Raw genomic sequence first — 24,154 nt, 5'->3', positions numbered from 1 at the left:
GGCAGATTCCTACTTGGCTTCGATTGGTTTCAACTGCATTTCGTACAGCTTGCGGTACAAGCCTTCTCGGCGCATCAGCTCCTCATGTGAGCCCATGTCCACAATTCTGCCGTTGTCAACAACCACAATTCTATCCGCGCTTCGCACAGTCGACAAGCGATGAGCAATAATCAGCGTGGTCCGCTTTTCCAACAATTTCTTCAACGCATTCTGAATCAGCAACTCGGTGTAGGCGTCCACGCTGGAGGTAGCCTCATCCAAAATCAGAATCCGAGGGTCAGCCAACAAAGCCCGAGCAAACGAGACAAGCTGCCGCTGCCCCATCGAAAGCCTAATGCCTCTCTCACCAACAACGGTATCGTAACCCTGAGCAAAATTCATTATGAAATCGTGAGCGCCCACAGCCTTCGCCGCCTCCACAATTTTCTGCTCACTCGTCTCCGGTCGACCATAAGCTATGTTCTCTCGAATTGTGCCGCTGAACAACAAAGGATCTTGAAGCACAATTCCCATCTGGCTTCTAAGCGACTTCAAAGTAACTCTGCGTACGTCGTATCCGTCGACAGTTATGCTTCCTTTCTGCGGGTCGTAGAAGCGAGCAACAAGGCTGGCCAAAGAGGTTTTGCCCGCACCTGTCGGACCGACTAGCGCAATCCGCTGGTTTTCCCTGATCTCCAATTCTATGTCGTCTAGAACGGAATTCTCCGGATCGTATCCGAAAGACACATCGTTAAATTTGATTTCTCCCCTAATTTTGGGCAGCTCTACTGCATCCTTAGCCTCTTCAACTTCAGATCTGGCGTCAAGAATTTCCGTTATCCTCTCCGTGGCAGCCAAAGCAGACTGCACATTATTGTACAACATGCTAATCTCGCGGATCGGCATGAAAAACCGCGTGACATAAGCCATGAAAGCCACTAAAACGCCCAATGTCAAGGAACCATTCATCACCGACGTGCCGCCAAACCAGAGAACAAGACACATTCCAACAGAGCCAAGCACGTCTACCACAGGGAAGAAAAGCGCCGAAACCCGCGCCGCCTGAATATTCGCTTGAAGGTTCTCCACGTTCACGCGGTCAAACTGCTGGGCGTTCGCCATCTCCCGGGAGAAGGATTGAACCACCCGCATCCCAGATATGCTTTCAGCAAGGTTTGCCGTAACGCCTGAAATCTTCTTTCTCGTCAACCTGTAAGCTTCTCTAACCCGCTCTCCCAGCAAGATAGTTCCAACCAACAGAATCGGAATCACAGTCAAGGTTACCATTGCCAGCTGCACGTTCAGAATAAGCATCATCACCACTATGCCCACTAGGATGAAAATGTCGCCGATGGCAACTTCCACACCTGAAGTCAAGAACTCGTTCAATGTTTCCACATCGTTCGTGACGCGCGACATAATTCGCCCTACGTGCCGCTTGTCGTAGAAGCTCATCGAGAGCCGCTGAAGACGGGAGAACAGGTCCATTCTAAGGTCGAGGATTAAACGCTGTCCAAGCCAGAACCTCAGGTACGTTTGAAAAGAGCTGACAACCCAGACTATCACGTACACGCCAACATAAACCGCCGAGATCCAGTAGAGGGCAGAGAGATTTCCTTGTGCAATGTACTGATCGATGGCCACAGCCAATATGTAGGGACCGACTAGTCCCAAGCTTGAGGAAACAAGAAGAAGTGAAATGATTGTCGCAAAATTCGACTTGTAACGAGCCATGTACTTCAGAAGTCTCTTTATTAGGACACGATCTGGGACAGTGCGTTTGGTTTCCTCCTCATCGACTAGAAAAGCTTGGTGAAAACCCATCAGTGAGCGCCTCCCACAGGTCCCTTTGTTTTCCGGCCAGCAGAATCCTTCACGACTTGCACTTGAACTTCAGGCTTGGCTTGCGCTGCAAGCTGAGTTTCGTAAATACGCCTGTACATCCCGTTCTTTTCCATCAACTCGTCATGCGTTCCAGTTTCCACGATTCGCCCTTGGTCAAGCACAATGATTTTGTGAGCGTTCTTTATAGTTGACAGACGCTGCGTGATGACGAAAGTTGTCCGATCTTTGAGAAGCGCCTGCAATGCCTTCTGAATCTGATACTCAGTTTCGATGTCGACGCTGGAGGTTGAGTCGTCGAGAATCAGAATTTTAGGATCTTTCAACAACGCTCTAGCTATGGCGATTCTCTGTCTTTGACCGCCTGAAAGTGTGGAGCCTCTTTCACCTACCACAGTGTTGTAGCCTTGAGGGAATGACGTAATGAAATCGTGGGCTTCCGCGGATTTTGCGGCATCTATTATCTCTTCCATGTTTGCCCCGGGTCTGCTGTAGGCTATGTTTTCTCTGATTGTGGCTGAAAAAAGAAAGGTCTCTTGATGGACAATGCCTATGTGCTTTCTCAAGGATTCGATTTTCAGGTCTCTAACGTCGAAATCGTCTATTGTTAACTTTCCTTCGTTAATGTCGTAGAACCTTGGAATCAGGCTGATAACTGAGCTTTTTCCCGAGCCTGTTGTGCCAAGTAACGCGATGGTTTCACCGGGCTTTGCCTCAAACGCCACGTTTCTAAGCACCGGCTCCTGGCCGTAGCTGAACGAGACATTCTCGAATCTAACTTGCCCCTTTGTTGGAGGCAGTTCCACGGCGTTGGGCATGTCTTTTACTTCGGGAACGGCGTCCATGATTTCGAATGTTCTTTTTGCTCCGGCGATGGCTCGTTGCAAGAATGATGTGATGAAGCCGAGGAAGCGCATGGGCATGAGCAGTAGTAGAAGGTAGCTGTTGAAGGCCACGAGTGTGCCGATTGTTATTTCTCCTGACATTACTTGTGTGCCGCCGTAGAGCAGGATGAAAACCGTGCCTAAGCCAGCCATGAATTCCATTGGTGGAATATGAAGGGCTCGAAGCTTGGCGGCACGTAGGTTGGTGTTGAAGTAGTTCTTACTTTTGTCCATGAATTTGCGTTCTTCGAGGTCTTCCTTTGCGAATGCTCTAACAACCTTCACGCTTGTTATGTTTTCCTGCAAGACCTCGTTTATGGCGCCTAACCGCTCTTGTCCTTCAGTGAATACCGGCCTTACCCGTTTCGCAAACCTGTACGTGATCAAGAATACAATAGGAATCGGTGAAAGAGCAAGTAGGGTCAGTTTCCAACTCATAGAGGCAGCAATCGTAAACACGCCGATGAACGTGGCTAAAATGCTGATGAACTGGGGAAAACCCCACGCCAAGAATCCTCTCAGCAAGTCAACGTCGCTTGTAACCCTTGACATAAGCTGACCGGTGGGCATCTTATCGTAGAACGTGAATGACTGACGCTGTAGAGCCTCATAAATCTGGTTTCGAACGTCGTAAACGGCTTTCTGAGCCACATATTCCATTGTGTATCTTTGCGCAAAGGCGAGAGCGCCTCTCAACGCTGCAATGCCAAGTATGCTGAGCGTCAGGAAAAGCAGCAACTGGTACTCCATTCGAACAAGTACGTCGTCAATTATTATCCGGATAAGATATGGAACCATAATGTTGAGTGCTGTGACTCCTAGAAGGCAAAGGATGACTAGAAGCTCTAGGAGCCAGTACCTTCTCAGGTAACTGATCACTCTGATCGGGACACTCATTTCAATGCTTTCCTAAACTCTCTCAGAGAAGCCGTGGCGGCTCCTCATAACGCTCGTGGTTATGTTTTTCAGAGACTAGGGGTAAAATAAGAAACAATGATATAATGCTTACTCACGGCTAAATGTTGGCAGTTCTGCAGGAAGAGAAATTTCAGAAGAAGAAGGTGTCATTTCCCTTTAGCCTTCTTCTACCATTGTTGGAACGCATCAGCGGCTGAAGCTGTGTGGACATCGTCGTCAGAGTGTTCCCGGTGACATCAACGCCCTTCATGGCTGTGCTGTTTTGGAGTTGTTGTTGACTCTGAAGGGTTTGCCCAACAGCTTCTTGAATGTTGGAGGCGAGTTTCTTTTCAGATGTTATTAGCTTCCACTTAGAACAAGTCATAATACCGAGCTGGCTGTGTTCAGAAGTAGTAGTCTGGGTCGCATGTGTGTGGTCTACCCCTTCTATGTGCAGTGTGACAGGGCTTTTTGTATGGGCTGGGCTGCTCTGGACTGTGTTCGCAAGGAAGCGTTAGGTTTCAAGCAAGGCTTAAGTTGAGCAGTCAATATTGAAGGCATTAATAAAAGCGGCGGGGGTACCCGAGCCAGGTCTAAGGGGGAGGACTTAAGATCCTCTGGCGAAGGCCTTCGTGGGTTCAAGTCCCACCCCCCGCACCACCTACGGAAAAATATGCGAGGGTCCGTGAGGGTGATGTTGGGCTGTCTGGTGATGTTGATGCACGTTCTCAAACGTTGCTAGACATCCTAGCTGCAATAAGCAACTAGAAACCAAAATCTTCTTCCCTTTTTTCTCTACATTACATACGCATTTGAATACTTCACACTTGATTCTCAGACTATTCTCGCAACGCTTTGCAAGCGTTAACGGTTAAAGAAGGTGTTTCAGCCTGTTCTTAAGACGCTGTATTCTCTGATAGAGATTCAAAAGCCAAAACGTCTTGTAGCCATCGATAATCCAGAAAACTGGAGCCTTGTAAGCTTTATCAAGCTTTCTCGCTTCTTCTTCAATAGACACAAAAGCTCCCAAGTCGGCAAGAACAGCTTGGGGCTCAATACAGCAAACATCTTTTTCACCATCCCAATCGTCTGTATCAGGAACCAGAGCTTTGTCAAATGTGGCGTCAGCCATTATCCATCTGCCCTCTATGTAAACTTCTACAAAGATGTGCGACCACCGTTCAGGTAATCTGGAAACACTGAATGAAGGCACTATGCCTCGCCACTCCGCGGGATCATTGCCCTTGAACTCCACAACTCTGAACCTAGCTGGAATTCCCACCGACCTCAACAATGCAACCTGAAGAGTAGCCTTAGTGAGGCAACTGCCCTTACGCATTCTCAAAGTCTCCGACGCAGTCTTCCACGGATTAACGATAGCTAGAGGTATTTTGTCCCTAACGAAACTGAATAGCTTAACCGCAGCATCTTTCGGCGTCCCCGCTTCTCCTGCGATCCTCAAAGCTGCTGTCCTGACCAGCTGGTGATTTGAATCGATAAGCTTAGTAACGCTAAGATATTCTTCGAGGTCTTCCACGGCAGAGAACCCTGCGTGACATTCGAGAATCAGGCAATGCCAGTCCTCTTAATATTCAACCCTTGTTGTTTTAATCTTTATGCATGCGTTGCAAGCGTGTTTAAGCAGACAAAAAAAGAAGGGGTGTTGCGGGAGACATCGCCAGCTCTCTGAGGGTTCAAGTCCTATCCCCCGCACCACCTATGGAAAAACCCTCGGGGAGTTCGGACCCGGGTAATGTTGACCATGCCGCCTAGATGTTCTCTATCGAATATTGTTTCACAAGGCATAAATCGGATTGCAGCCATGTGTTTAACTGCCAAGTCTCTTGTTTCTTGGGCGATGAAGCATCCTACAGTCGGAAGGAGAAGTGAGAAAACTGGAAAAGAAAGCAGTTTCTGGAACAATGCTGACACTGCTCATTGTTGGCATGTTGACATTAGCATTTAACATTCAATTAGCCCAAGCAAATGTAAACGTTACAAGTGGCTGGTTAAGTATCGCCGTTACCTTTGATGGCAAAATGACGACAGCTGAAGAGTGGTCGGATACGATTCCCGTTGACCTAACCTTATTGGAGTGGCACGTAGGTCCTGGAACAGTTTCAGCCAGGGTTTGGATAAAGAATGACAACACATGGCTTTACATCCTGTATAGAGTGGAATGGCCTGCTGGGGATATCGATCCATTTGACGGAGGATATATCGACTATTTCTGGGATTGGATCGGGGAACCCCCTCTACTCTGGGCTCACAGTGACTTTAGCTTCGTCGAATTCGACAACGCAACATTCGACTTGTACGGTTGGGACGAAACCAGATGGTACAATGACGTTAGTGCGTCACCACTTGGAGAGAACAACGTTGAAGGTGCAGCAACTCACGATGGAACCTACTACTGGTATGAATTTAGGAAAGAACTTAACTCAGACGATGGCTATGACTGGGCCTTCACCCCAGGCCAAGTCATAAGGACAAACCTACTTGTGGGCGTATGGGACGACAGTACAAGAACACCCTATGAGACTTATGTCTCGTTGTACATTTCCACGTCAACTCCACATGTGGTCCATAATGTTGACACGGGTTTGGACTATGCATGGATTCAGGAAGCAATAGATGCTCCTGAAACTTTGGACGGACACACAATCCAAGTTGATGCTGGAATATATTACGAAAACGTCTTTCTGTACAAATCTTTAACCCTTGTGGGTGAAGATTCTGAAACCACGATTGTTGACGGTGGGGCAACTGATCACGTAATTCATATAACTGCTGACAACGTGAGGATCAACAGGTTTACGATTCAAAACGGGTTGGGTGGTCTGTCTCTTTACTACTCTAATGGGGATATTATTGAAGGCAACATACTAACTCTAAACGAATGGGCCGGCATCGAACACTACCACTCAAACAACAACATCATCCGCGACAATAATGTAACGTTGAACAGTCACGCAGGTATATGGTTAATAAATTCAAGCAACAACGCCATAACATATAACAATGTTTCTGGCAACAGTTGGCAAGGCATTGCTCTGGGAGACGCAAGCAACCACAACATTGTGTCAAATAACGTGGCAACTGAAAATGGAGCGGAGGGTATCGCCTTGTGGAAAAACGTAGTTTCTCCCAAGTACAACATGGTGTCAGACAACGTAGCGAGCCACAATAACTTCGGGATCATGCTTTTCAACTCATCGGAAAATTATCTCCAGGGAAACAATGCATCCTTTAACAGTTGGTGGGGTATTAGTCTCCATGACTCCTCGAATGACAACATAATACAAGAAAACATAGTAACTTCAAATGGTGATATTGGCATCGCACTATGGGAATCTGATAACAATTGTGTGGAAGGAAACATAATAACCTCAAATGCCTACGCTGGTATACACCTCCATCGTTCCAAAAACTCTAAGATAGGAAATAACACAGTAACGAATAATTGGGCTGGCATCTGGTTAGGAGAATCTCACCACAATTTAGTTAGCCAAAACATAGCAGCTTCAAACTTCGCCGGCATAAACTTCTTTGCTTCATCAAATTACAATAAAGTGTTGGACAACGTGGCAAGCGACAATGAAGCTGTCGGTATAGTCCTCTCCCAGTCTTCATACAACATTATCTCTGGTAATACTGCAAGCAACAATGCGCAGGGCATCGCACTGGTAGAGTCGAGCGATAATAACGAAGTATCACATAATGTGGTGATTGGAAATGGAGAGGAGGGCATCGTCTTGTGGAAAGACAATGACCACAACTTGGTGTCAAACAACGTAGTAAGCAGCAATAACAACGGCATCTCGCTTTTCAACTCAACTGAAAATCATCTGCGAGGAAACATTGTGTTCTTTAACAATTGGGAGGGTATTAGGCTCCATGACTCCTCGAACCACAACATCGTACAAGATAACCAACTGATTTCAAATGGTGAGCGTGGCATCTCCTTATGGTATTCCGACTACAACACTGTCTCTGGGAATATCGCCCACAGCCATACTTGGGACGGCGTCCTCGTTGTCCACTCAAATCACAACACGATTGAGGGCAACATAGCGGTAAGCAATTTTAATGGAATAGTGCTCGACGAATCAAGTTTCAGCAAAGTTAAAGGAAATAGAGTGATGTACAACAGTTATGGCTTAGACATCCGCAACTTTTCAGAAAATAACGAAATTTCCTCTAACAATGCAACCAGCAACACTGTAGGGATCATGGTTTCAGACTCTGACTACAATAAATTTCTGGACAACATTGCAAGTGACAATTTTGAAGGAATCTCCATATGGTTTTCTTATGACAACAAGTTAGAAGACAACTTGGCAATTTCCAACTCTTATTGTGGCATTCATCTGGTAGAATCATATGACACCATTGTGCAAATGAACACTGCATCTTTCAACGTCGAAGACGGCATAGTCTTACACAACTCTTTCAATAACAAGATCACAGAGAACATGGTTGAAGGCAACTATCGTGGAATAACCCTTGTGGAATCTGATTACAATGTGGTGGAAGCAAACACGTTGGTTGGCAATATCCGCTGGGGCATCGTAGTTGATGGGTCGGAGCATAATGCTCTCGAAGAAAATATAGCCACGCGCAACCAACGCGGCGGCATCATCCTCTACAATTCAAATTACAACAAGGTCGAACATAATGAAGCAACAAACAACGGCGTGTACGGCATCATTCTCTATGGGTCAGACAATAACAAAATCGAGGAAAACCAAGCTAAGGAAAACAACCATGGGATATACCTTTTCGCTTCCTCCAGCAACATCATCGAAAAAAACGTAGCTGCCAAAAACCGGATGTGTGGCATAGCAGTTGCCCAAGACGAAGGAATAAACTCTAATTACAACAAAATTGAGCAAAACAAGGCTCTAACCAACGAAGAGTTTGACCTATACTGGGACATGACAGGCACAGGCAACATCTGGGAAGAAAACAGATACAAAACCAAAAACTGGTAGTTTACCACAAATCACCCCACCCTTTTTCTAACGTCGCTCCTCAACTAGAATCTTTTTGGTGGAACAACAAATATTATGGTTAGATAGAACGACCCGTCAAACAAGCAATCATGACAGAGAAATTTTCCGCGTCCATCATCAACTCAAAACCTTAAGACAGAAAAAAGGGAAAGTGCGGGAGACAGTGGAGACATCGCCACTCCTCGGTGAGTTCAAGTCCCACCCCCCGCACCACCTATGGAAAAACCACCCTCGGGGTTTTGTCTTGGCGACGTTGAGGGATTTTGGGTGTTATTGCTAAGAGCGTTATTGTTTTCTGGATTCATTGTATAGAATACAGACACTGCAAATCTAATAAGAATGATGCCACAACACAAAGTGGGCAGAGAGAGTATGATTGGTTGTTATTCTCGTAGGATCAGATTTTCAGGTGCCGCTTTTCTGTTCACCGTTCTTTTCTTGGGTGTGATCAATCCAGTCTCCGCTCAATCATACCTATTCATCCTGAAATGGGGAAGTAATGGCTCCGGAGACGGACAATTCAACTATTCTTACGGTATTGCTGCCGATGGCTCAGGAAACGTGTACATAAGCGAACTGTACGGTTACCGCGTTCAAAAGTTTACCACTTCTGGAAGCTTCATCCTGAAATGGGGCACTCAAGGTTCCGGCGATGGACAGTTCGACCGTTCTCTGGGCGTCGCCATCGACGGCTCGGGAAATGTGTACGTAGCCGATGACAACAACCATCGAGTTCAGAAGTTTGATAGCTCTGGCAGTTTCATGCTAAAATGGGGAAGCTTTGGCTCTGGGGATGGTCAATTTTATGGTCCTTCGAATGTTGCTGTTGATGGTTCAGGAAACGTCTACGTTTCTGACACAAGCAATAATCGTATTCAGAAGTTCAATAGTTCTGGCGGCTTCGTAACGAAATGGGGCAGCAGTGGCACAGGCGACGGGCAGTTCAGCTTTCCAGCTGGCGTTGCAGTTGACAGCTCGGGAAACGTGTACGTGGTAGACAATAGCAATAATCGTGTTCAAAAGTTTGCTGTCTCAGGCTCCCTTGTAACCTTTCTAACCAAGTGGGGCAGTTATGGTTCTGGCGACGGCTTTTTCTCAGCGCCTCGCGGCATCGCTGTTGATGGTTCAGGAGATGTGTACGTGGCAGATTATTTCAATCACCGTGTCCAGAAGTTCACTGGTTCTGGCTCTTTCATAACCAAGTGGGGTGGTTTGGGCTCTGGCGACGGCCAATTCAGGTACCCTGCAGGTGTTGCAGTTGATGGTTCAGGAAACGTGTACGTGGCAGACACTTCCAACCATCGTGTTCAGAAATTTGGACAAGGATACACCTTGACTATTACCACGACTACAGGTGGAACCACCAACCCGTCGCCGGGAAGTCACACGTATATTGTTGGAGCCACGGTAAGTGTGACAGCTACGCCAAACGTTGGCTACTACTTTGATCACTGGGAACTGCCTCCAGGCGCCAATATTGGGTCGTTCAATCCCATCAGCCTCACAATGACCAAGGACTACAGTCTGCACGCAGTGTTCGCTTCTGCACCTCCAAGTGTACCGGAGTTTCCAAGCGCCAACCTCTCCCTATTTGCTTCCACACTCGCCTTCATGGTCGTCTTCTATTTCACACTCAAGAAGAAAAAGAAAATACACTCAAAGCAATTGTAACATGCTCTACACATCAAAAGCAAGAAAAGAAGGGGTGTTGCGGGAGACATCGCCAGCTCCCGGTGGTCCAAGTCCCCCCGGCACCATTGAAGGTTTCTACCTATTAGTATGAGTGTGTGAAAATTTCTTGAGGCTGGGCTGAGCCTGTTCTGTTTGTGTTTTGAGTTCAGTTTTGTTTGTGACAGTTGTTTCCGGCTCTGTTTTCGTGAGTTTGGGGCGCTTCAATGTTGGTGAAAGCCACTTTCAATGTTGTCAAGCTCGATTTCACGATTCCAGAACTTTTTTGACTCAGCCTCAACCGTGTCGACTCTTCTTTCCTTTCAGAGGAACGAAAAATCAAGGTGCGAGAATTCTTCACTAAAGAGTATCAACATCTACTAGCTGACCGTTACAGGGTCAACTGGATCAACGTATCAAGAAATTGACATTGACCCGTCAACGGAATAAGTTCCAATGCTTGTTTGAATTATCGGAGTTACGACACAATTTTGAACAAACCTGCTACTTTGACATCAAAAGATTGCTGTTAGTTGTTCATCTAAATTTCAGGGCATAAAGTATTTTATGCCACGAGCAGGGCAATTAAATATATAAAAATCATAAAAATCCCGAGAATATAAAAATCTGGCTTTAAGGGAGTCTTCAGTTGATCGAGAATATAGATTAGGACGAGAAGGAGGTGGAACTTGAGATGAAAGACGACGCGGAAGACAATGCTGGAGTGATAGCGTTTCCTCCATTAATCGGCTTTGGACCTCTGGTGGTGGGGCTGCTTCTAAATTGGGCTTTTCCTTTAGGCTTCTCGCCTAACGGGTTGCAGCTACGTGTCAGCTTGCCAGTCATTTTTATAGGTGTAAGTCCGTGGATCCTAACCGTCTCGTTATTGCAACTGGTTTTCAGCTTGTCCATCATCGTGTTGGGTATCCTTCTGATGATGTGGGCTGGTCGAACGCTTCGACTCAATGGCACGACTGTGGCTGTCTCTAAGCCCACTCGGGTAATCGTAGACGGAGGACCATATCGATTCTCGCGGAACCCAATTTACCTATCAGGGGCATTAATTTATGTGGGAATTGCTGTTTTCTTCAATGCGCTCTGGGCTATGCTGCTGTTACCTGTGGCGTTTCTGGGTTTACAGTTCGGGGTTATAGCTCGGGAGGAGCGATACCTCGAGAGGAAGTTTGGTGAGGAATACTTGCGGTACAAGAGAAAGGTCCGTCAGTGGCTCTAGGTGTGGCGTTCTGCCAGATTGAAATTCAAGATTATCTTTCCCTTAGGAACGGACCAAGATGAAAACACCATCAGCTCAGCTTACGATAAAATCGCAAAACGAAGAGAAGACTACGAGGCTGCAGACGCTTTCATTGAAGGATAAAAACATCCATCGCTCAACCAACCATGACAGAGTTTTTGCGGGTTCACGTCCGACTCACCCGCACACCTATGGAATCTCCAACAGCATACGTTAGGAATATTGCTTGGAAATGAGAAGACAAAGTTTAAGACAGAAGCTGAGCTTCAGCTCGGTAACAAGAGTGTATCTTAGTAGGTGTTCTTGGATGAGTGACGAATCAGAAAAGTTCATTAGACCAATCAGAAATGCATCAGCGCCTGGAACATTGGCTGCTCTGAGCTTGGCAGCGCTGCGACTTGGAATAGACTACACTATAACCCTTAAACTTGGCCTTACACTCGCCGCGATAATGTTCCTCATTTCAGCGCTTTTCATTTTCTTCTACAGCTTATATCCAACATGGAGGAAACTGTGGACAGGCACCGCAATATCCTTTCTATTGGGCCTTCTCTCTCTGGTCATATCAACTGTGGCCTTGCTAATCGCTATCTAGAAACCAACATGCCTGCTCAGAACCGTTCAAGATGATTACATCAGTGCTCGGCAACAGGAGAACAATGTACTGATTGCGTAATGTGCAACTCCCTCTAGTGGTGTGCGAAAGTTTTTCATACGTGAAAGCATATTCAACAAGGATAAACGATGTCTTCAGACATTGTTGAAGCTGCAGGAACAAGAGCTAAAGAAAAAGAAAAAAGCAACAATTGGCTTGAAGCAGCTAAATTCTATGAACAAGCACTGGCTTCTAGATCGAAAGACATATCGTTTGCCGCGGAAACATGGGAGAACATAGGCTTCTGTTACCTTCGTGCTTCCACCCAGGCTGAAGACACAGAGGAATTCAAGAAAATAAGGCAACAAGCAGTTGAGGCTTATAGAAACGCTGCAAAACTTTTCGAAAAAGAAGACAACTTACAGAATCAAGGCAAAAGCGCCCAGTGTTACGCCAGCGCTGAATACGCGAGTTCTTGGCTGGCGTCTGACTCTTTAGAAAAAAAGAGAATCAACCACCAATGCTGTTTGCTTGGAAGAAAAAGTTTAGAAGCATACGAGAAAGTTGGAGACCAATTCAACTACGGAAAAATGTGTAACGATCTTCTGCAATGTCTGATTGAGAGTTTACATGTTGCATCCGACTGGCGAGAAATGAAAAATATTGTGCAAGAAGGAATCGACTGCGGCGATAAAGCCATTGAGATCTGGTCAAAACTTGAGAACAAAAGTGAACTGCTTCGCGCCTATGCTACAGCCAGTCTTCAAAGCTGGCATGCTTACATTGGAGAGGAAGAAGAAAAAAGAAAGGAACTCGTGGGGAGAAGCTTAAGCTATTCAGAGAAAGCGTTGGAGCTCTCCCGAGAAGTAGATAACACCTATTATGCGGCTATGTCCAACTGGGCTGCCGCCCTCGCCACATTGATATTCACAGACAAAACTGAAAAGGCACGTGAGTACGCCCAAGAAATGCTAAAGCAAGCCGCAATTCTGCGAGATAACTACCTCATCGGTGTTGCATCATACATCCTTGCATTTGTTACCAATTGGATTCTTCTGAAAGAGGAAGACCCTGACAAAAAGAAGGAAGGGTACGAAAAAATCGTCAAACATTCTCAAGAGGCCATACATCGCCTCCGGGCATCATCCCACGATTTCTACATAGCAGAAACCTATTTGTTCTATGCTGAAAGCTACTCCTCACTGGCGCGGGACTTTGAAGTCAGTTCAGGAAAAAAACGCGCCACATCGGAAAACGCAGTTCAAATAGGCCGTAAAGGACTGGAACACGCGATCCGTTCAGGCTCGCCAGATGCAACCGGTTCCACCCTCCATGCTCTGAGCAAGGCGCTTCACTTCTTGTCCAGTCTGAAGACCGAAAGAGAAGAGAAGACAAGACTCTTAGAGGAAGCGCTGAACCACAGAAAAGAATACATAAAGATTGTTGAAAAAGCATTTCCCTTCAACGATTGGATTCGCGGTGTCGGCAAAAATTATGAGGGACTAATCAAAGCGGAACTGTCTAGAGTAGAGACTGATAGAGACAAAAAGACAGACCTTCTGAAAAGCGCCGCCTCTGACATGGAAGAAGGCACGTCTCAATGTAGAAAATGGATATTGTCGCGGCACGTACCAACTCTGATATCTGCTGTTGGAAGATTCGAAGACTGGTTAGGAGGAATACTCAATGAGCTTTACATACTTACCGAAGACAAAGAAATGTTAGCACGAGCAATAGAAGTATACGGTGATGCAGCTAAGAAATTCAAAGAAATCAACTTGTCAAGTCGAGTTGCCGAGTGCTACTGGAAAACTGCGAGGAACCACGATCGACTCGGCAGTTATCACAAAGCTGCAGAGATTTTTGAAAATGCATTCGCAGAGTATAAGACCGCATCCCAAAAAATCCTTCTTTTCGCCGATTTCTACTTAGACTATGCCACTTACATGAAGGCATGGCATGAAATCGAGCAAGGCAAACTTGCCCACAAAAACGAAGAATACTCGGTTGCAGCGAAACATTATGAAAATACGGCAAATCTCCTCAAATCATCAAAATTATGGGGCTATCTGGCGCCAAACTTCCTTGCACTGTCGTTTTTGGAACAGGCGGAAGACTTGAGTAGAAAAGAAAAAAGCATCGAGTCAACAGATGCTTTCAAGAGAGCTGCAGAACTCTTCAATGAAGCCCAAGAAGCCTTTGAAAACGAGATCACCAAAATCACCGTCTCCGATGAAAGGGAAAATGCAATTGAACTTGAAAAAGCCTGTCTGCGCAGAAAAGACTACTGCCTAGCTAGAGCTGACGTGGAACAAGCACGAATGGACGATCTCAAAGGAGATTACGCCAAAAGCGCTGAAAAGTACGATTCGGCGGCTACAACATTCGAGAAAATTCTGAAAACCCTCAAGGATGAAACAGTGGAACGAAAGGAGATCGAATCGATCATTCACATGTGTCGAGCATGGCAAAAAATGAAAATAGCTGATGGAAGGGATTTGCCAGAATTCTATCATGAAGCCTCTGAACTATTTATGAAAGCAAGAGAACACAGTGCAAATGACCGGACAAGTCTGCTTGCGTTAGGTAACAACGCTCTCTGCAAGGCGTTGGAATTTGGCACCAGATTCGAGGAGAGCCGAGTCAAGGAGAGCCTTTCCAAAGCAAAACAGTTTCTTGGAAGCGCATCCAAATACTATCTGAAAGCTGGTTTTGAAAACGCTTCTCTATGGACTAGCGCCACTGAGACTGTGTTTGATGCATATAGTTACATTAGTGATGCTGAGGCGGAGACGGACCCAAGGAAGAAGATGAATGCGTATCTCGTTGCAGAGAAATGCCTTGAGCAGTCAGCTGGGCTATATGAAAAAGCTGGATACATTGGAAAAAGAGACGAGGTATTGAGAGCCTTAAAGAAAATAAAAGAAAAGCGTGAATTTGCGCTATCCTTAGGGGAATTATTGGCCGCACCTGCTGACGCATCAAGCACCACCATGATTTCAACTCCACGTTTTTCCGTAGAAGAGCCCGTTGGCTTTTCAAAATTTGATGGCGCATTTGTTCAGGCAAATGTGGTAGCCAGTTCCAAAGAGATCCTATTCGGCGAAAGTTTCCCAATAGAGGTTCACATCGCAAACCTTGGAAAAGACGCAGCTTTTTTGGTTAAGATAGAAAACATCATTCCCGAAGGATGCGATCTCATTGACAAACCCCAAAAAGGCGTGATCGAAGACGGATTTCTTAATCTTAAGGGAAAAAAGCTGGGCCCCCTTGAAGCAGAGGACATGAAGCTGAGAATAAAGCCTAGAAAGAAAGGAGAGTTCATTTTCACGCCAAAGATTCGGTACATGAACGAGGCTGGAGAATACAGACATTGCGAGCTTGAACAGGTGACAATCAGAGTGAAGCAACTTGGGATTCGTGGTTGGCTGCAGGGCCCAAGCTAGGAAGCTTTCCCTCCTTCTAGAGAGAAACCGAAAAAAAGTGAAAGTTGAAAGGAATTCCCTAAGAACTGTCTAAGTTAACTTTCTTTGTTACCCCAATAATGGAGAAGTACACTGTGGCGCTAAAGGTGTATTCGAAATCGTTGCACATCTGAACCTGTTCCCATGTCAGAGAAGAGCTTATCTGAAAATCGATGTGCACAGTTGCAAAGACTTCCCCGGTATCTGGCATGATTCCCTCAATCGCGACGTGTTTTCCGTCAGGAGTTGGATTTATGCTGAATAGGTTGGTTATGTCGCTTGACCATTCTGGGACCCATTCGCCAAGACTAAGTTGGCGTGCAGCGTAGACGTGTATATCGACTACTGGTGAACTGCCTATGTCTGTATGGTGCAGTATGAAGTTAGGTGAATCGAACTGTGCATTCTCTTGATCGGCGGGTAGTCCAACCTCTATTCTGACATTTTTGCCTCCTTCTCCAAACTTAACCACATTGTAGTAGAAGGAACCCGGATTGGTTGACGACAACTTGTACAGTCCTGAACCGTCGTTAGAAGGCGTGAACACACCATGGACCGATGACAATTCGTGTCTGTAGTCGCTGGTGTCGGTTATTCGAAGCATTTTGTAGTTGTAAAAGTCAAAGGTCCAATCACCGTTCTCCGCAGTAAACTCATAGTAAGTGGGACCGTGCGGCGCCCAACCTTCGTCGGTTTTGTTAACCTCGGAGACTCTTAGGTTGCCCGTGCCCATCACGATGAACTCGTAGTAACCGTTTGCATCGGTTTGAGTTTCAGCAATTTTCGCGTTGTCTCGGTAAAGCTCTATGGTCCAGCCTTCCAGCCCTGAACTGTCCAGATAGTTGTATTTGTGACCATTAACTATGAAGAGAGTTTCTTTGTTCACCATCCCTGCTTGATTGATAAGTTCTGGTCCATTGATGCTTGATTCCCATGTGAATGTATTCAGAATAGAGAATCTCCAATAGATGTAGGTGTATAGGGCGAACGTTGTTTCGTAGCGGAAGACATCATATCCATTCTCGGTTCGATGGTAGACCAGTCGTCCTGTGATCCACGGTAGAACTGGATCAAACGTGCTTGCATTTCCGTCACCGTCACGTGTGTAGTTGACGTAGAATTCCACAGTTGGAGGTGCACCTATCGCTGCAGTCATCCAAAGCTCAAAGTATTTTGGAACCTCATCAAGCTTCACTTTGAAGTTGTCGGTCTTAGACAATGAGTGAATGAAGCCGAAGGTTCCTTGATCTGGTGTGTAAGAATCAACGTTGGTCACCCAGACTTTGTATACGCCTCCTCTGTTAGGCGTATATGTGAATGGCCACAGCTGAACTACAATGCCGTAGCCACGTGTCCGGTCTGGATTGTAGTTATGTGTTCCACCGTCGATGCCGTAGATGTATCCATACCTAACTTCGAACTTTCTCTTGGAAATTGCATCTGTGCTCAGAAGTGTCTTGCCTGCAGGATCAGTAACTTGAAAATAGTAGACGCCGTCTGGAAGCCCCGCAGCTCCCCTCTTGTGTGGTCCGCCAGATAGGTAAACGTTTCTTGGGTTTGTGTAGAGGTTCCCGTTAACGCGTTCTCCAAAGGGATCCGTTGTCCAGATTGCTCCTGTCACTGGTTCTGTTGCTAAGACTGAGGCTGGAGCCAAAAATGTAAAGCTTGACAAAGAAAGCAATAGAACAAGCAGGATTATGCTAAAAGAGCGAGCGTATGGTTTAGCTGAATGACTAGTATTCATGCTTTTTTCTCCTTTCTCCCATACTTTTAGTTAAATTCGCTGCATCCTAGTTTGTGGAGTTCGCAATATAAGTGCTATGAAAGTTTATTCTATAGGGAACATAGCTAACATGAACGAGTCTTTAACTTGTGTCATCTTATTGCCATGGTAGACGTGACCTGAGCAAACGTGAGGCTTGGCTGCATGAGGGCATTGTGCTTTGCTTATCTTGTTCTTCTTCCTCTTTCGGCAACCAAGTTTCCATTCTTGAAGACTCTATCTGCCAGATTTATGCCATAGTGATAAGGAAAGTATCCATGGTTTGGCGCATCGAAAATCACGATGTCCGCCTGCTTGCCAATTTCAAGGCTTCCTATTCTATGAGCTCTCTCAATAGCATGAGCTGCATTAAATGTTGAAGCTACGAGAGCTTCCGCCGACGTCATCTTCATTTGAAGAACTGCGATCGTCATCATCATCTGCATGGATTCGCACATGTCTGCAGCGCTCAAGTCGGTTGCTAATGCAATAGGCAATCCGCTGCCGATGATTTCCCGGGCTTTCGCATAAGTACCGAGATAGCAGAACGGCGTGGTTGGCAAGAACGTCCCAATTGTGCCTCTCTTTATCAAGGCTTGAATCTCTTCCTTTGGCGTGAAGATCAGGTGATCAGCCGAGACCACGCCTAACTCCGCGCCTAACTTCGCTCCTCCACTGTGGGCAAGCCAATCAGCGTGTATCCTCAACTTCATCCCATATTTTTTTCCTGTTTCAAGAATCCTACGAGACTGTGCCACATTGAAGTATCCTTTTTCACAAAACACGTCACAGTATTCAGCCAGCTTTCGCTTGGCAACCTCTGGAATCCATTTCTCAACGATTTCATCTGTAAGCTCATCCACTCTGTTCTCGTATTCGAAGGGAATTCCTTGAGCCATAAAAGTCGGAACTAACTCAATCGGATGCGACTGGTTCAGCGTCTTTATTATTTCAAGTTGCCTGATTTCACCCTGAAACGTCATTTCATAACCGCTTTTCGCCTCAATCGTTGTCGTGCCATGGATAAGCATGGTATCAAGTATCTTCGTGGTTCGTTCAAGAAGTTCTCCCGTTGATGTCTCACCGGTTTTCTTGAGAGTTGTAGGCATGCCTCCGCCTTTGGCTTTAATCTCTAAGTATGGAACGCCCTTCACTGCCATCAACTCGAGTTCTTCTTCCCTTGAACCAGCAAAAACCAAGTGAACATGAGAATCGATAAGCCCGGGAGTCACTAGCTTACCCGTTGCATCTGTGACTTCAAAACCTTTGTCTAGGCGCCTTAGCACTTCCTTTGTGCGTCCAACTGCCACTATTTTTACGCCCTTGACTGCAACGGCTCCATCTTGGATGATTCCAAGATCCTGCATTTCCTCTTTGATTCTAGGTCTGTTGTTCGACCCCTTTAAAGTGACAAGCTCATTAGCATTGGTGATGGCGAAGTCAGCTTCTATACCCATAATTTACCACTTTTCCCTGCAAACTAAACGTCCAGGTATTTTCTTCGTTCCCACTCGTGCACAGTGACGTTAAAGTCTCTCCACTCAGCGGTTTTGAGTTCCATGAATTTCTTGCAGAATGGGCGGCCTAGACACTGCTGGAGGTATTCGTCTTTAGACATTTCGTTAAGAGCTTCTCCTAAGTTTTCTGGAAGAGTCTCTATGCCTCTTTTCCGTCTTGTGTCTGCGCTCATTTCATATATGTCCTCATCCACTGGCTCTGGCGGCTCAATTTTTCTCTTTACACCGTCCAACCCAGCGGCAAGTAAGCCTGCGTATGCGAGGTAGAAGTTGCATGATCCGTCTGTTGGCCTGTACTCCAGCCTAGTCCTCAAGTCTTTTCCAGGAGGAACCCTGACAAGCACAGACCGATTATATCTAGCCCACGATATGTAAACCGGGGCTTCCCAGCCAGGCACCAGTCTTTTATAAGAGTTGACTGTGGGGTTGGTTAGAGCGGCTAGGGCTTTTGCATGTTTCAGAATGCCTGCAATGAAGTGCAAGCCTGTTTTGCTCAGAAGATGACTTCCCTTTGAGTCATAGAATACGTTTCGAGTTTTCGCGTCGTCTATGAGGCTGATGTGAGTGTGTAGTCCACATCCGTACTGACCGTGAAATGGCTTTGGCATGAAGGAAGCAATTAAGCCTCGCTTGGCGGCTGTTAGTTTAACGATCGACTTCACCAAATAAATGGTGTCTGCCATCTTCAGCGCGTTGGAGTACTCGAGATTCAGCTCGGATTTTCCAGGCGGCACTTCGTGGTGGTGCTTTTCGACTAGAATACCCATGTTTCTGCAGTTCTCTACGATTTCAAGTCTTGTGTCAACTCCGAGGTCTGCAGGAGGAGTTGCCAAGTAACCACCCTCATCAATCAGGTGCAAGCAGCCATCGTCATCTCTCCTCAGCAAGAAATATTCAATTTCGCTGGACGCATAATAGTTCACAGAGGCCCCAAGCAGTTTTCTGGCGTCGTTTATCACTTTCTGGAGGACAGACCTTGGATCAAGCTGAAACGGTGTTTCCGAATCTGGCTCATATATGTCACAGACTACTCTTGCGACTTTTTGCGGGAAAATGCCCTGAGGAAGTATCGTAAACGTGTCTAGGACAGGCTTTAACTTTAGATCGCTTCTGCTTATGTCCACCATTCCTACAGATGAGCCGTCCATGTGAATGCCTTCCGTGGATATCTTTTGGAAAAGCTTGGAGGGCACCCACAGAGAATGCAGAACTCCATTAATGTCTGTAAACTGCAGTGCAATCTCCTTCACGTTTTCTTGCTGAATCTTCTTCATGGCTTCCGACATGTTTTCGGTCCTCTCATGGCAAATCGTTCTATTCTATTATATGATTTTCGAAGTTCTTGCCCTATCTCAAACGGTTCTCTTGGCTACCACCTGTTCCATCCAACGAGTTGAATAGCTTGCGACATCAAACTTATATGATGAAAGAATCAGAACTCCCAAAGTAACGGAGATCCCCAAATAGTGTTCAAGGTTCACGGTGTTCCAATCGAAGACACTTTCTGTGAAACTTTCAACGTACGCATTGCAAGGATACTGATAACTTCAGTGAACAGAAAATGGGCTTTAGAATCAGCAATGGAGACTAAAGGACTCGGCAGGTCAGCTGCGATTCCCCCGTGCGAAGCCTCTCTAGAGGCAGAAGCTAAGCCTCAGTTGACGCCTGACTCAAGACCGGGTTTCATCATACAGCTTCTTGACCGAAAAATGGAATCATTGCGAGAATGGCTTATAATCCGAATAAGAAAAGGAGTGATGCCATACCCTAAGACCAACGTGTTTGACGCCTTACCAAGAAAAATGGCGGACGATTTTGTGGACATTAAGGGTACAATGATACAGACTTTCGGAGACGGATACGAAAAGGAAACTGAAGCCTTTGGGAGACGTGTCTACAAGATACCTAGAATGGACGGCGAGTTCTACGTTGAAAGAACGTTCGGAATTGCGAAAGGCGTAGCCGGCGGCATGTTCCTAATTCTGGCGAAATCAGATGAATCAGCACTCGAAGCCGCTGAACTGGCACTTGAAGGCATAAAGACTGTCCCATACGTGGTTGGAAAGTTCGCTGCTTCCGGAACTAAAGTGGGAGGCAAAAGGTACAAGGACGCCATAGCTACAACTAATGATGCCTACTGCCCCTCACTTGTTGGGCATCGAGGAAACAAGATTCCCATAGGCGTGAAATGTGTCTATGAAGTCATTGTCAGCGGGCTTAGGCTGGAAGACGTGGAGCGCGCAATGAAGATCGGAATTGAGAATGCAGTAAGCGTGAACGGAGTGTCAAAGATTACTGCAACAAACTACGGCGGAACTCTCGGAAAGGGAAAGATCTCTCTGCACAGTCTATTCAACGCTGGGCTAGCTAAGTCGAAAGACTAAGTTCAACCACTCTTCACGCTGCGACTTCACGGGCAACTCGATACAAGTCGTGAACTGCTTTAGCAGCGCCCTTTAACCCTTTTCTTTCTGCAAGAGTAAGTGCTTGCTCAATTGTAGGTCCGATGCTCATTCCAAGTTTCGAAGGAACGCTAATATACACTGGCTCAGGTATATCCACAGTTTTGTAAGGCGCTGCTACCGAAATCAAACTGTGAGTGTTCAAAGCCATTGCTCGCACTATCTCTCGAAAGGCTGTGGCAGGACCGAACGTGGTGCCGCCGAGCACCGCCAATATGTCTTCAGTGTTGTCATGGACAAGAGCAATGATACGATTCTTCCTGATTTTCAGTTTTCTTCTTTTCAAGTGTTCGTCAAAAGGTTCCCCGTTTATTTTGACGGTTGACCACAAGTAGACATCGTTATGACCGTGCTCTCCCCCTACATATCCTTCAACGTAGCGTATGGGCACCTTGACCTGTTTAGCCACTTCAGCTCTCAATCTAAGACTATCAAGGTGGCACCCACTGCCAATGACGTAGTTTGCTTCACTTGCTTCCTTGAATAAAGTAGCCATTGCGTCCACGGGATTTGTCACAATAAGGTATCTCGCACTTGGGTTTCGAGCCGCCACAGTTTCAGCTAGATTTTTGATAGTTTTCGCGTTTGCCTCCACTAGGCCTCTTCTACCCGCTCTCGGCGCCGCGGGTTTGCCTGCAGTGACAATTATGATATCCGCGTTAGAGATATCTTCAACTTTTTCAAACGCGTTGACATCTAATGATGCATGCATACCTGCGCTTGCATGGCGCATTTCTTCTGCAACGGCCCAAGCGAGTCTTGGAGCAACATCAACCAATGTTAACTCGTTTATGTATTGCTCGTGTGCCAAAGCAAAGGCCGTCGCCTGACCAACTCGGCCGATACCTATCAGGGCAATATGCAACACAATTCCCTCATACAGGCAGCGATACGCTAAGCCTTCTTTATCACGGTTACGATTCCTTTATTCGCATCCACCTTAACAAAATCGCCCGTGTCAATGACCCCAAACGGATCTTTCTCGAGTCTGTCTACTAGGGGCACGTTCGCGATAAACGCGCTAACAATCAGCACTGTCTCGATGTCTCTCACAATCATTGCCTTGGGCGCGACATTGTTTGACGCCAGCTTGAAGAGACCATCAATCTGAACTACTGAGCTGGCTTTCCCCGAAGAGAAAACAAGCACCTTCCTGGCAATGTTCTTTCCTTCAAGCTCATGTCCTCTTTCTCGCACCTTGCCAGTCTTTGGATCAGTGAGATAGAAGCACACAGGCTCCTTGGATACTAACGCTTCGCCCTCTCCGTAGCCACCCATTATCTTATGGCATTTAAGAACGATTTCTGGTTTCTTCAATGCCATTCACCTTCAACTGCAGCTTTGACGCAATCTGGCAGCCTTGCAACTATTACATCTTTGAATCTTCTGTAGTAGGCGCATTTGGGCGAGTCGGTCATGCCAACCTTGTCTTTGAACCCGTTCCAGCAAACCATATCTATGCATGTGTCTGCTACGACGTATCCCGCGGCTTTCTCTATTGCATCAACATACCCCATTCTTTCAGCTAGAAACAAAGCGGTTGCCGATGTGCAAATCCAAAACGATACGCCGCGATGGATCCTCTTTCCCTGAAGCAAACGTGCAACATCCACTACCTGCTTAAGCGTGTAATGCGGGCACCCAAGCTGGACGATGTCGACCTTGCCGCTTGCCGTCTGAAGATCCTCTTGAGTTTCCTTGAGTTCACGCCCAGTCACAGTGATTTCCTGTTTTGGGGTATTGCCTCCAAAGGCTTCCTTGAGGGTTGGAGCCTCAACTGTTATTCCGGGTATGTGAAACATGGGTATGGCGCCTGACGTGTTCAGCATGGCGCATAGGTTTATCATTTCCTCAGTTGAAGGACGGCGCGATATACCCGTGAATACAGGGATTCCATAGCCGATCTGCTTGCCAACATACTGACCCAGAAGCGAGTAATCAAACTCGTCACGAAGAGTGGCGTTCACTTTGACTACTGCTGTACCCCTTCGATTCTCCTCGAAGTACAATCCGTACTCAGGAGTTTTGCCAACTACTCCCGCCGCTAACGCGCTTTGAGCCGCCTCCCGATTCGTTCTTGCGCCAATCACCGTGTTTACGAATGGCGTAGCGCTGGATTCGGAAAACGAGACATTTTCACCATACATTGGAATGTTCTCTGTTATGTACGGTGTGCAGCACCAACTCAAAATGGCGCCGATCTGCTTGTAGCCCTTCATCACTCTGCGAGCCACATCAGAATCTTCCTTCGGAATTCTGAACATTTTATCGAAACATTCCATGTCATAGACTGGGTTTGTGCTAGTGGGAACCTTACATGTGGCGCCTCCTTTAGCCAAGAGTTCAACAAAGTAAAGATCACCTTCTTGACCGCTTGATGCGGCGTGCGCTCGACTTACTTCGATCAGTCTTGGAGCATCGTAAGCATCTCCAATTGCCACAAGTAGCTCCATGGCTTTTCGTGTTCCTTCTCCAGACTCACCTTTGAGGATTCGTTCCTCTTCTCTAGTCAAATGCATGTGGATCGTCCTCAGTGTTCAAGAATGTGATAGTCTCATCTTCTCTCTTTTATGGATTACAGTCTCAATTCCCTCTGCAATCTTACGCTCAAAATAGAACACGTCGAGAATCTTGCTGACAGTGATTTAGAAAGGCTGACTTTGTTGGGTCCGTGGTTAAACCTAAGCATATTGCGGCAACGCAACGTCTGACATGTAGATTCGAAGTTCTTCTGGAGCAAACGATTAGCTTCGAATCATTATTTGGAGTTAGCAAGAGATAGATAGTTTGTTCACCTTGAGGAACTCTTAAGGT

At 46.3% G+C, this 24,154-nt stretch carries 17 protein-coding genes and 1 tRNA gene; 8 read left to right on the top strand and 10 right to left on the bottom strand.

All coding sequences use genetic code 11. The features are described from left to right. Positions 1-9: 9 nt before the first annotated feature. The 3 genes from VJ249_08785 to VJ249_08775 all read right to left on the bottom strand — a co-directional run bounded on the left by VJ249_08785 (position 10) and on the right by VJ249_08775 (position 3,987). The gene (locus VJ249_08785) at positions 10-1,803 is read right to left on the bottom strand and encodes an ABC transporter ATP-binding protein (protein ID HKZ94657.1); all 1,794 of its coding nucleotides are present in this window, start codon (positions 1,801-1,803) and stop codon (positions 10-12) included. Further along, entirely contained in the window at positions 1,803-3,602 is a 1,800-nt protein-coding gene (locus tag VJ249_08780) for an ABC transporter ATP-binding protein (protein ID HKZ94656.1), read from the bottom strand. The genes VJ249_08785 and VJ249_08780 overlap by 1 nt, the downstream gene beginning before the upstream one ends. Before the next feature lie 151 nt (positions 3,603-3,753). Next, positions 3,754-3,987, bottom strand: a complete 234-nt coding sequence (locus VJ249_08775) for a hypothetical protein (GenBank protein HKZ94655.1) — start codon at positions 3,985-3,987, stop codon at positions 3,754-3,756. A gap of 187 nt (positions 3,988-4,174) precedes the next feature. Here VJ249_08775 and VJ249_08770 point away from each other — a divergent pair. Further along, positions 4,175-4,262, top strand: a tRNA-Leu gene (locus VJ249_08770). Positions 4,263-4,473: 211 nt separating this feature from the next. On the opposite strand, the gene VJ249_08765 is transcribed toward VJ249_08770, so the two are convergent. After that, positions 4,474-5,139 (bottom strand): transglutaminase family protein, encoded by a 666-nt coding sequence (locus VJ249_08765; GenBank protein ID HKZ94654.1) that lies wholly within the window; start codon positions 5,137-5,139, stop codon positions 4,474-4,476. Positions 5,140-5,488: 349 nt separating this feature from the next. Between VJ249_08765 and VJ249_08760 the strand changes: the two genes are divergently transcribed. The 6 genes from VJ249_08760 to VJ249_08735 all read left to right on the top strand — a co-directional run bounded on the left by VJ249_08760 (position 5,489) and on the right by VJ249_08735 (position 15,581). Continuing rightward, a complete protein-coding gene (locus tag VJ249_08760; GenBank protein ID HKZ94653.1) occupies positions 5,489-8,596 on the top strand; it encodes a NosD domain-containing protein in 3,108 nt (1,035 codons plus the stop codon). A gap of 393 nt (positions 8,597-8,989) precedes the next feature. Then, positions 8,990-10,288: a 6-bladed beta-propeller gene (locus VJ249_08755; protein ID HKZ94652.1), complete on the top strand. Its 1,299-nt coding sequence runs from the start codon at positions 8,990-8,992 to the stop codon at positions 10,286-10,288. Positions 10,289-10,979: 691 nt separating this feature from the next. Next, positions 10,980-11,519, top strand: coding sequence for an isoprenylcysteine carboxylmethyltransferase family protein (locus VJ249_08750; GenBank protein HKZ94651.1), 540 nt, complete (start codon positions 10,980-10,982; stop codon positions 11,517-11,519). 18 nt (positions 11,520-11,537) lie between these two features. Further along, complete coding sequence (locus VJ249_08745) at positions 11,538-11,663, top strand: hypothetical protein (protein HKZ94650.1); 126 nt, start codon at positions 11,538-11,540, stop codon at positions 11,661-11,663. Positions 11,664-11,847: 184 nt separating this feature from the next. After that, a complete protein-coding gene (locus VJ249_08740) occupies positions 11,848-12,135 on the top strand; it encodes a hypothetical protein (GenBank protein HKZ94649.1) in 288 nt (95 codons plus the stop codon). A gap of 149 nt (positions 12,136-12,284) precedes the next feature. Continuing rightward, positions 12,285-15,581, top strand: coding sequence for a hypothetical protein (locus VJ249_08735; protein ID HKZ94648.1), 3,297 nt, complete (start codon positions 12,285-12,287; stop codon positions 15,579-15,581). Between the two features lie 58 nt (positions 15,582-15,639). Here VJ249_08735 and VJ249_08730 read toward each other — a convergent pair whose 3' ends face one another. The 3 genes from VJ249_08730 to VJ249_08720 all read right to left on the bottom strand — a co-directional run bounded on the left by VJ249_08730 (position 15,640) and on the right by VJ249_08720 (position 20,164). Continuing rightward, the gene (locus VJ249_08730) at positions 15,640-17,343 is read right to left on the bottom strand and encodes a hypothetical protein (protein ID HKZ94647.1); all 1,704 of its coding nucleotides are present in this window, start codon (positions 17,341-17,343) and stop codon (positions 15,640-15,642) included. Between the two features lie 203 nt (positions 17,344-17,546). Beyond that, positions 17,547-18,818 (bottom strand): imidazolonepropionase, encoded by a 1,272-nt coding sequence (gene hutI / locus VJ249_08725; GenBank protein ID HKZ94646.1) that lies wholly within the window; start codon positions 18,816-18,818, stop codon positions 17,547-17,549. Positions 18,819-18,841: 23 nt separating this feature from the next. After that, the gene (locus tag VJ249_08720) at positions 18,842-20,164 is read right to left on the bottom strand and encodes a glutamine synthetase beta-grasp domain-containing protein (GenBank protein HKZ94645.1); all 1,323 of its coding nucleotides are present in this window, start codon (positions 20,162-20,164) and stop codon (positions 18,842-18,844) included. 180 nt (positions 20,165-20,344) lie between these two features. Between VJ249_08720 and VJ249_08715 the strand changes: the two genes are divergently transcribed. Continuing rightward, the gene (locus VJ249_08715) at positions 20,345-21,262 is read left to right on the top strand and encodes a formylmethanofuran--tetrahydromethanopterin N-formyltransferase (protein ID HKZ94644.1); all 918 of its coding nucleotides are present in this window, start codon (positions 20,345-20,347) and stop codon (positions 21,260-21,262) included. A 13-nt stretch (positions 21,263-21,275) separates the two neighbouring features. Here VJ249_08715 and VJ249_08710 read toward each other — a convergent pair whose 3' ends face one another. The 3 genes from VJ249_08710 to VJ249_08700 are packed head-to-tail and all read right to left on the bottom strand — an operon-like array spanning position 21,276 to position 23,859. Beyond that, complete coding sequence (locus tag VJ249_08710) at positions 21,276-22,208, bottom strand: malate dehydrogenase (protein HKZ94643.1); 933 nt, start codon at positions 22,206-22,208, stop codon at positions 21,276-21,278. A 26-nt stretch (positions 22,209-22,234) separates the two neighbouring features. Then, positions 22,235-22,657: a DUF126 domain-containing protein gene (locus VJ249_08705; protein ID HKZ94642.1), complete on the bottom strand. Its 423-nt coding sequence runs from the start codon at positions 22,655-22,657 to the stop codon at positions 22,235-22,237. Beyond that, positions 22,654-23,859 (bottom strand): aconitase X catalytic domain-containing protein, encoded by a 1,206-nt coding sequence (locus tag VJ249_08700; GenBank protein HKZ94641.1) that lies wholly within the window; start codon positions 23,857-23,859, stop codon positions 22,654-22,656. Before VJ249_08700 ends, VJ249_08705 begins: the two co-directional genes overlap by 4 nt. Between the last annotated feature and the right edge of the window lie 295 nt (positions 23,860-24,154).

It is taken from the genome of Candidatus Bathyarchaeia archaeon, assembly GCA_035283685.1.
GTDB lineage: Archaea > Thermoproteota > Bathyarchaeia > Bathyarchaeales > Bathyarchaeaceae > DATETJ01.
The sequence above is the reverse complement of the archived record's forward strand: the minus strand, read 5'-3'. Positions and strand labels throughout refer to the sequence as shown.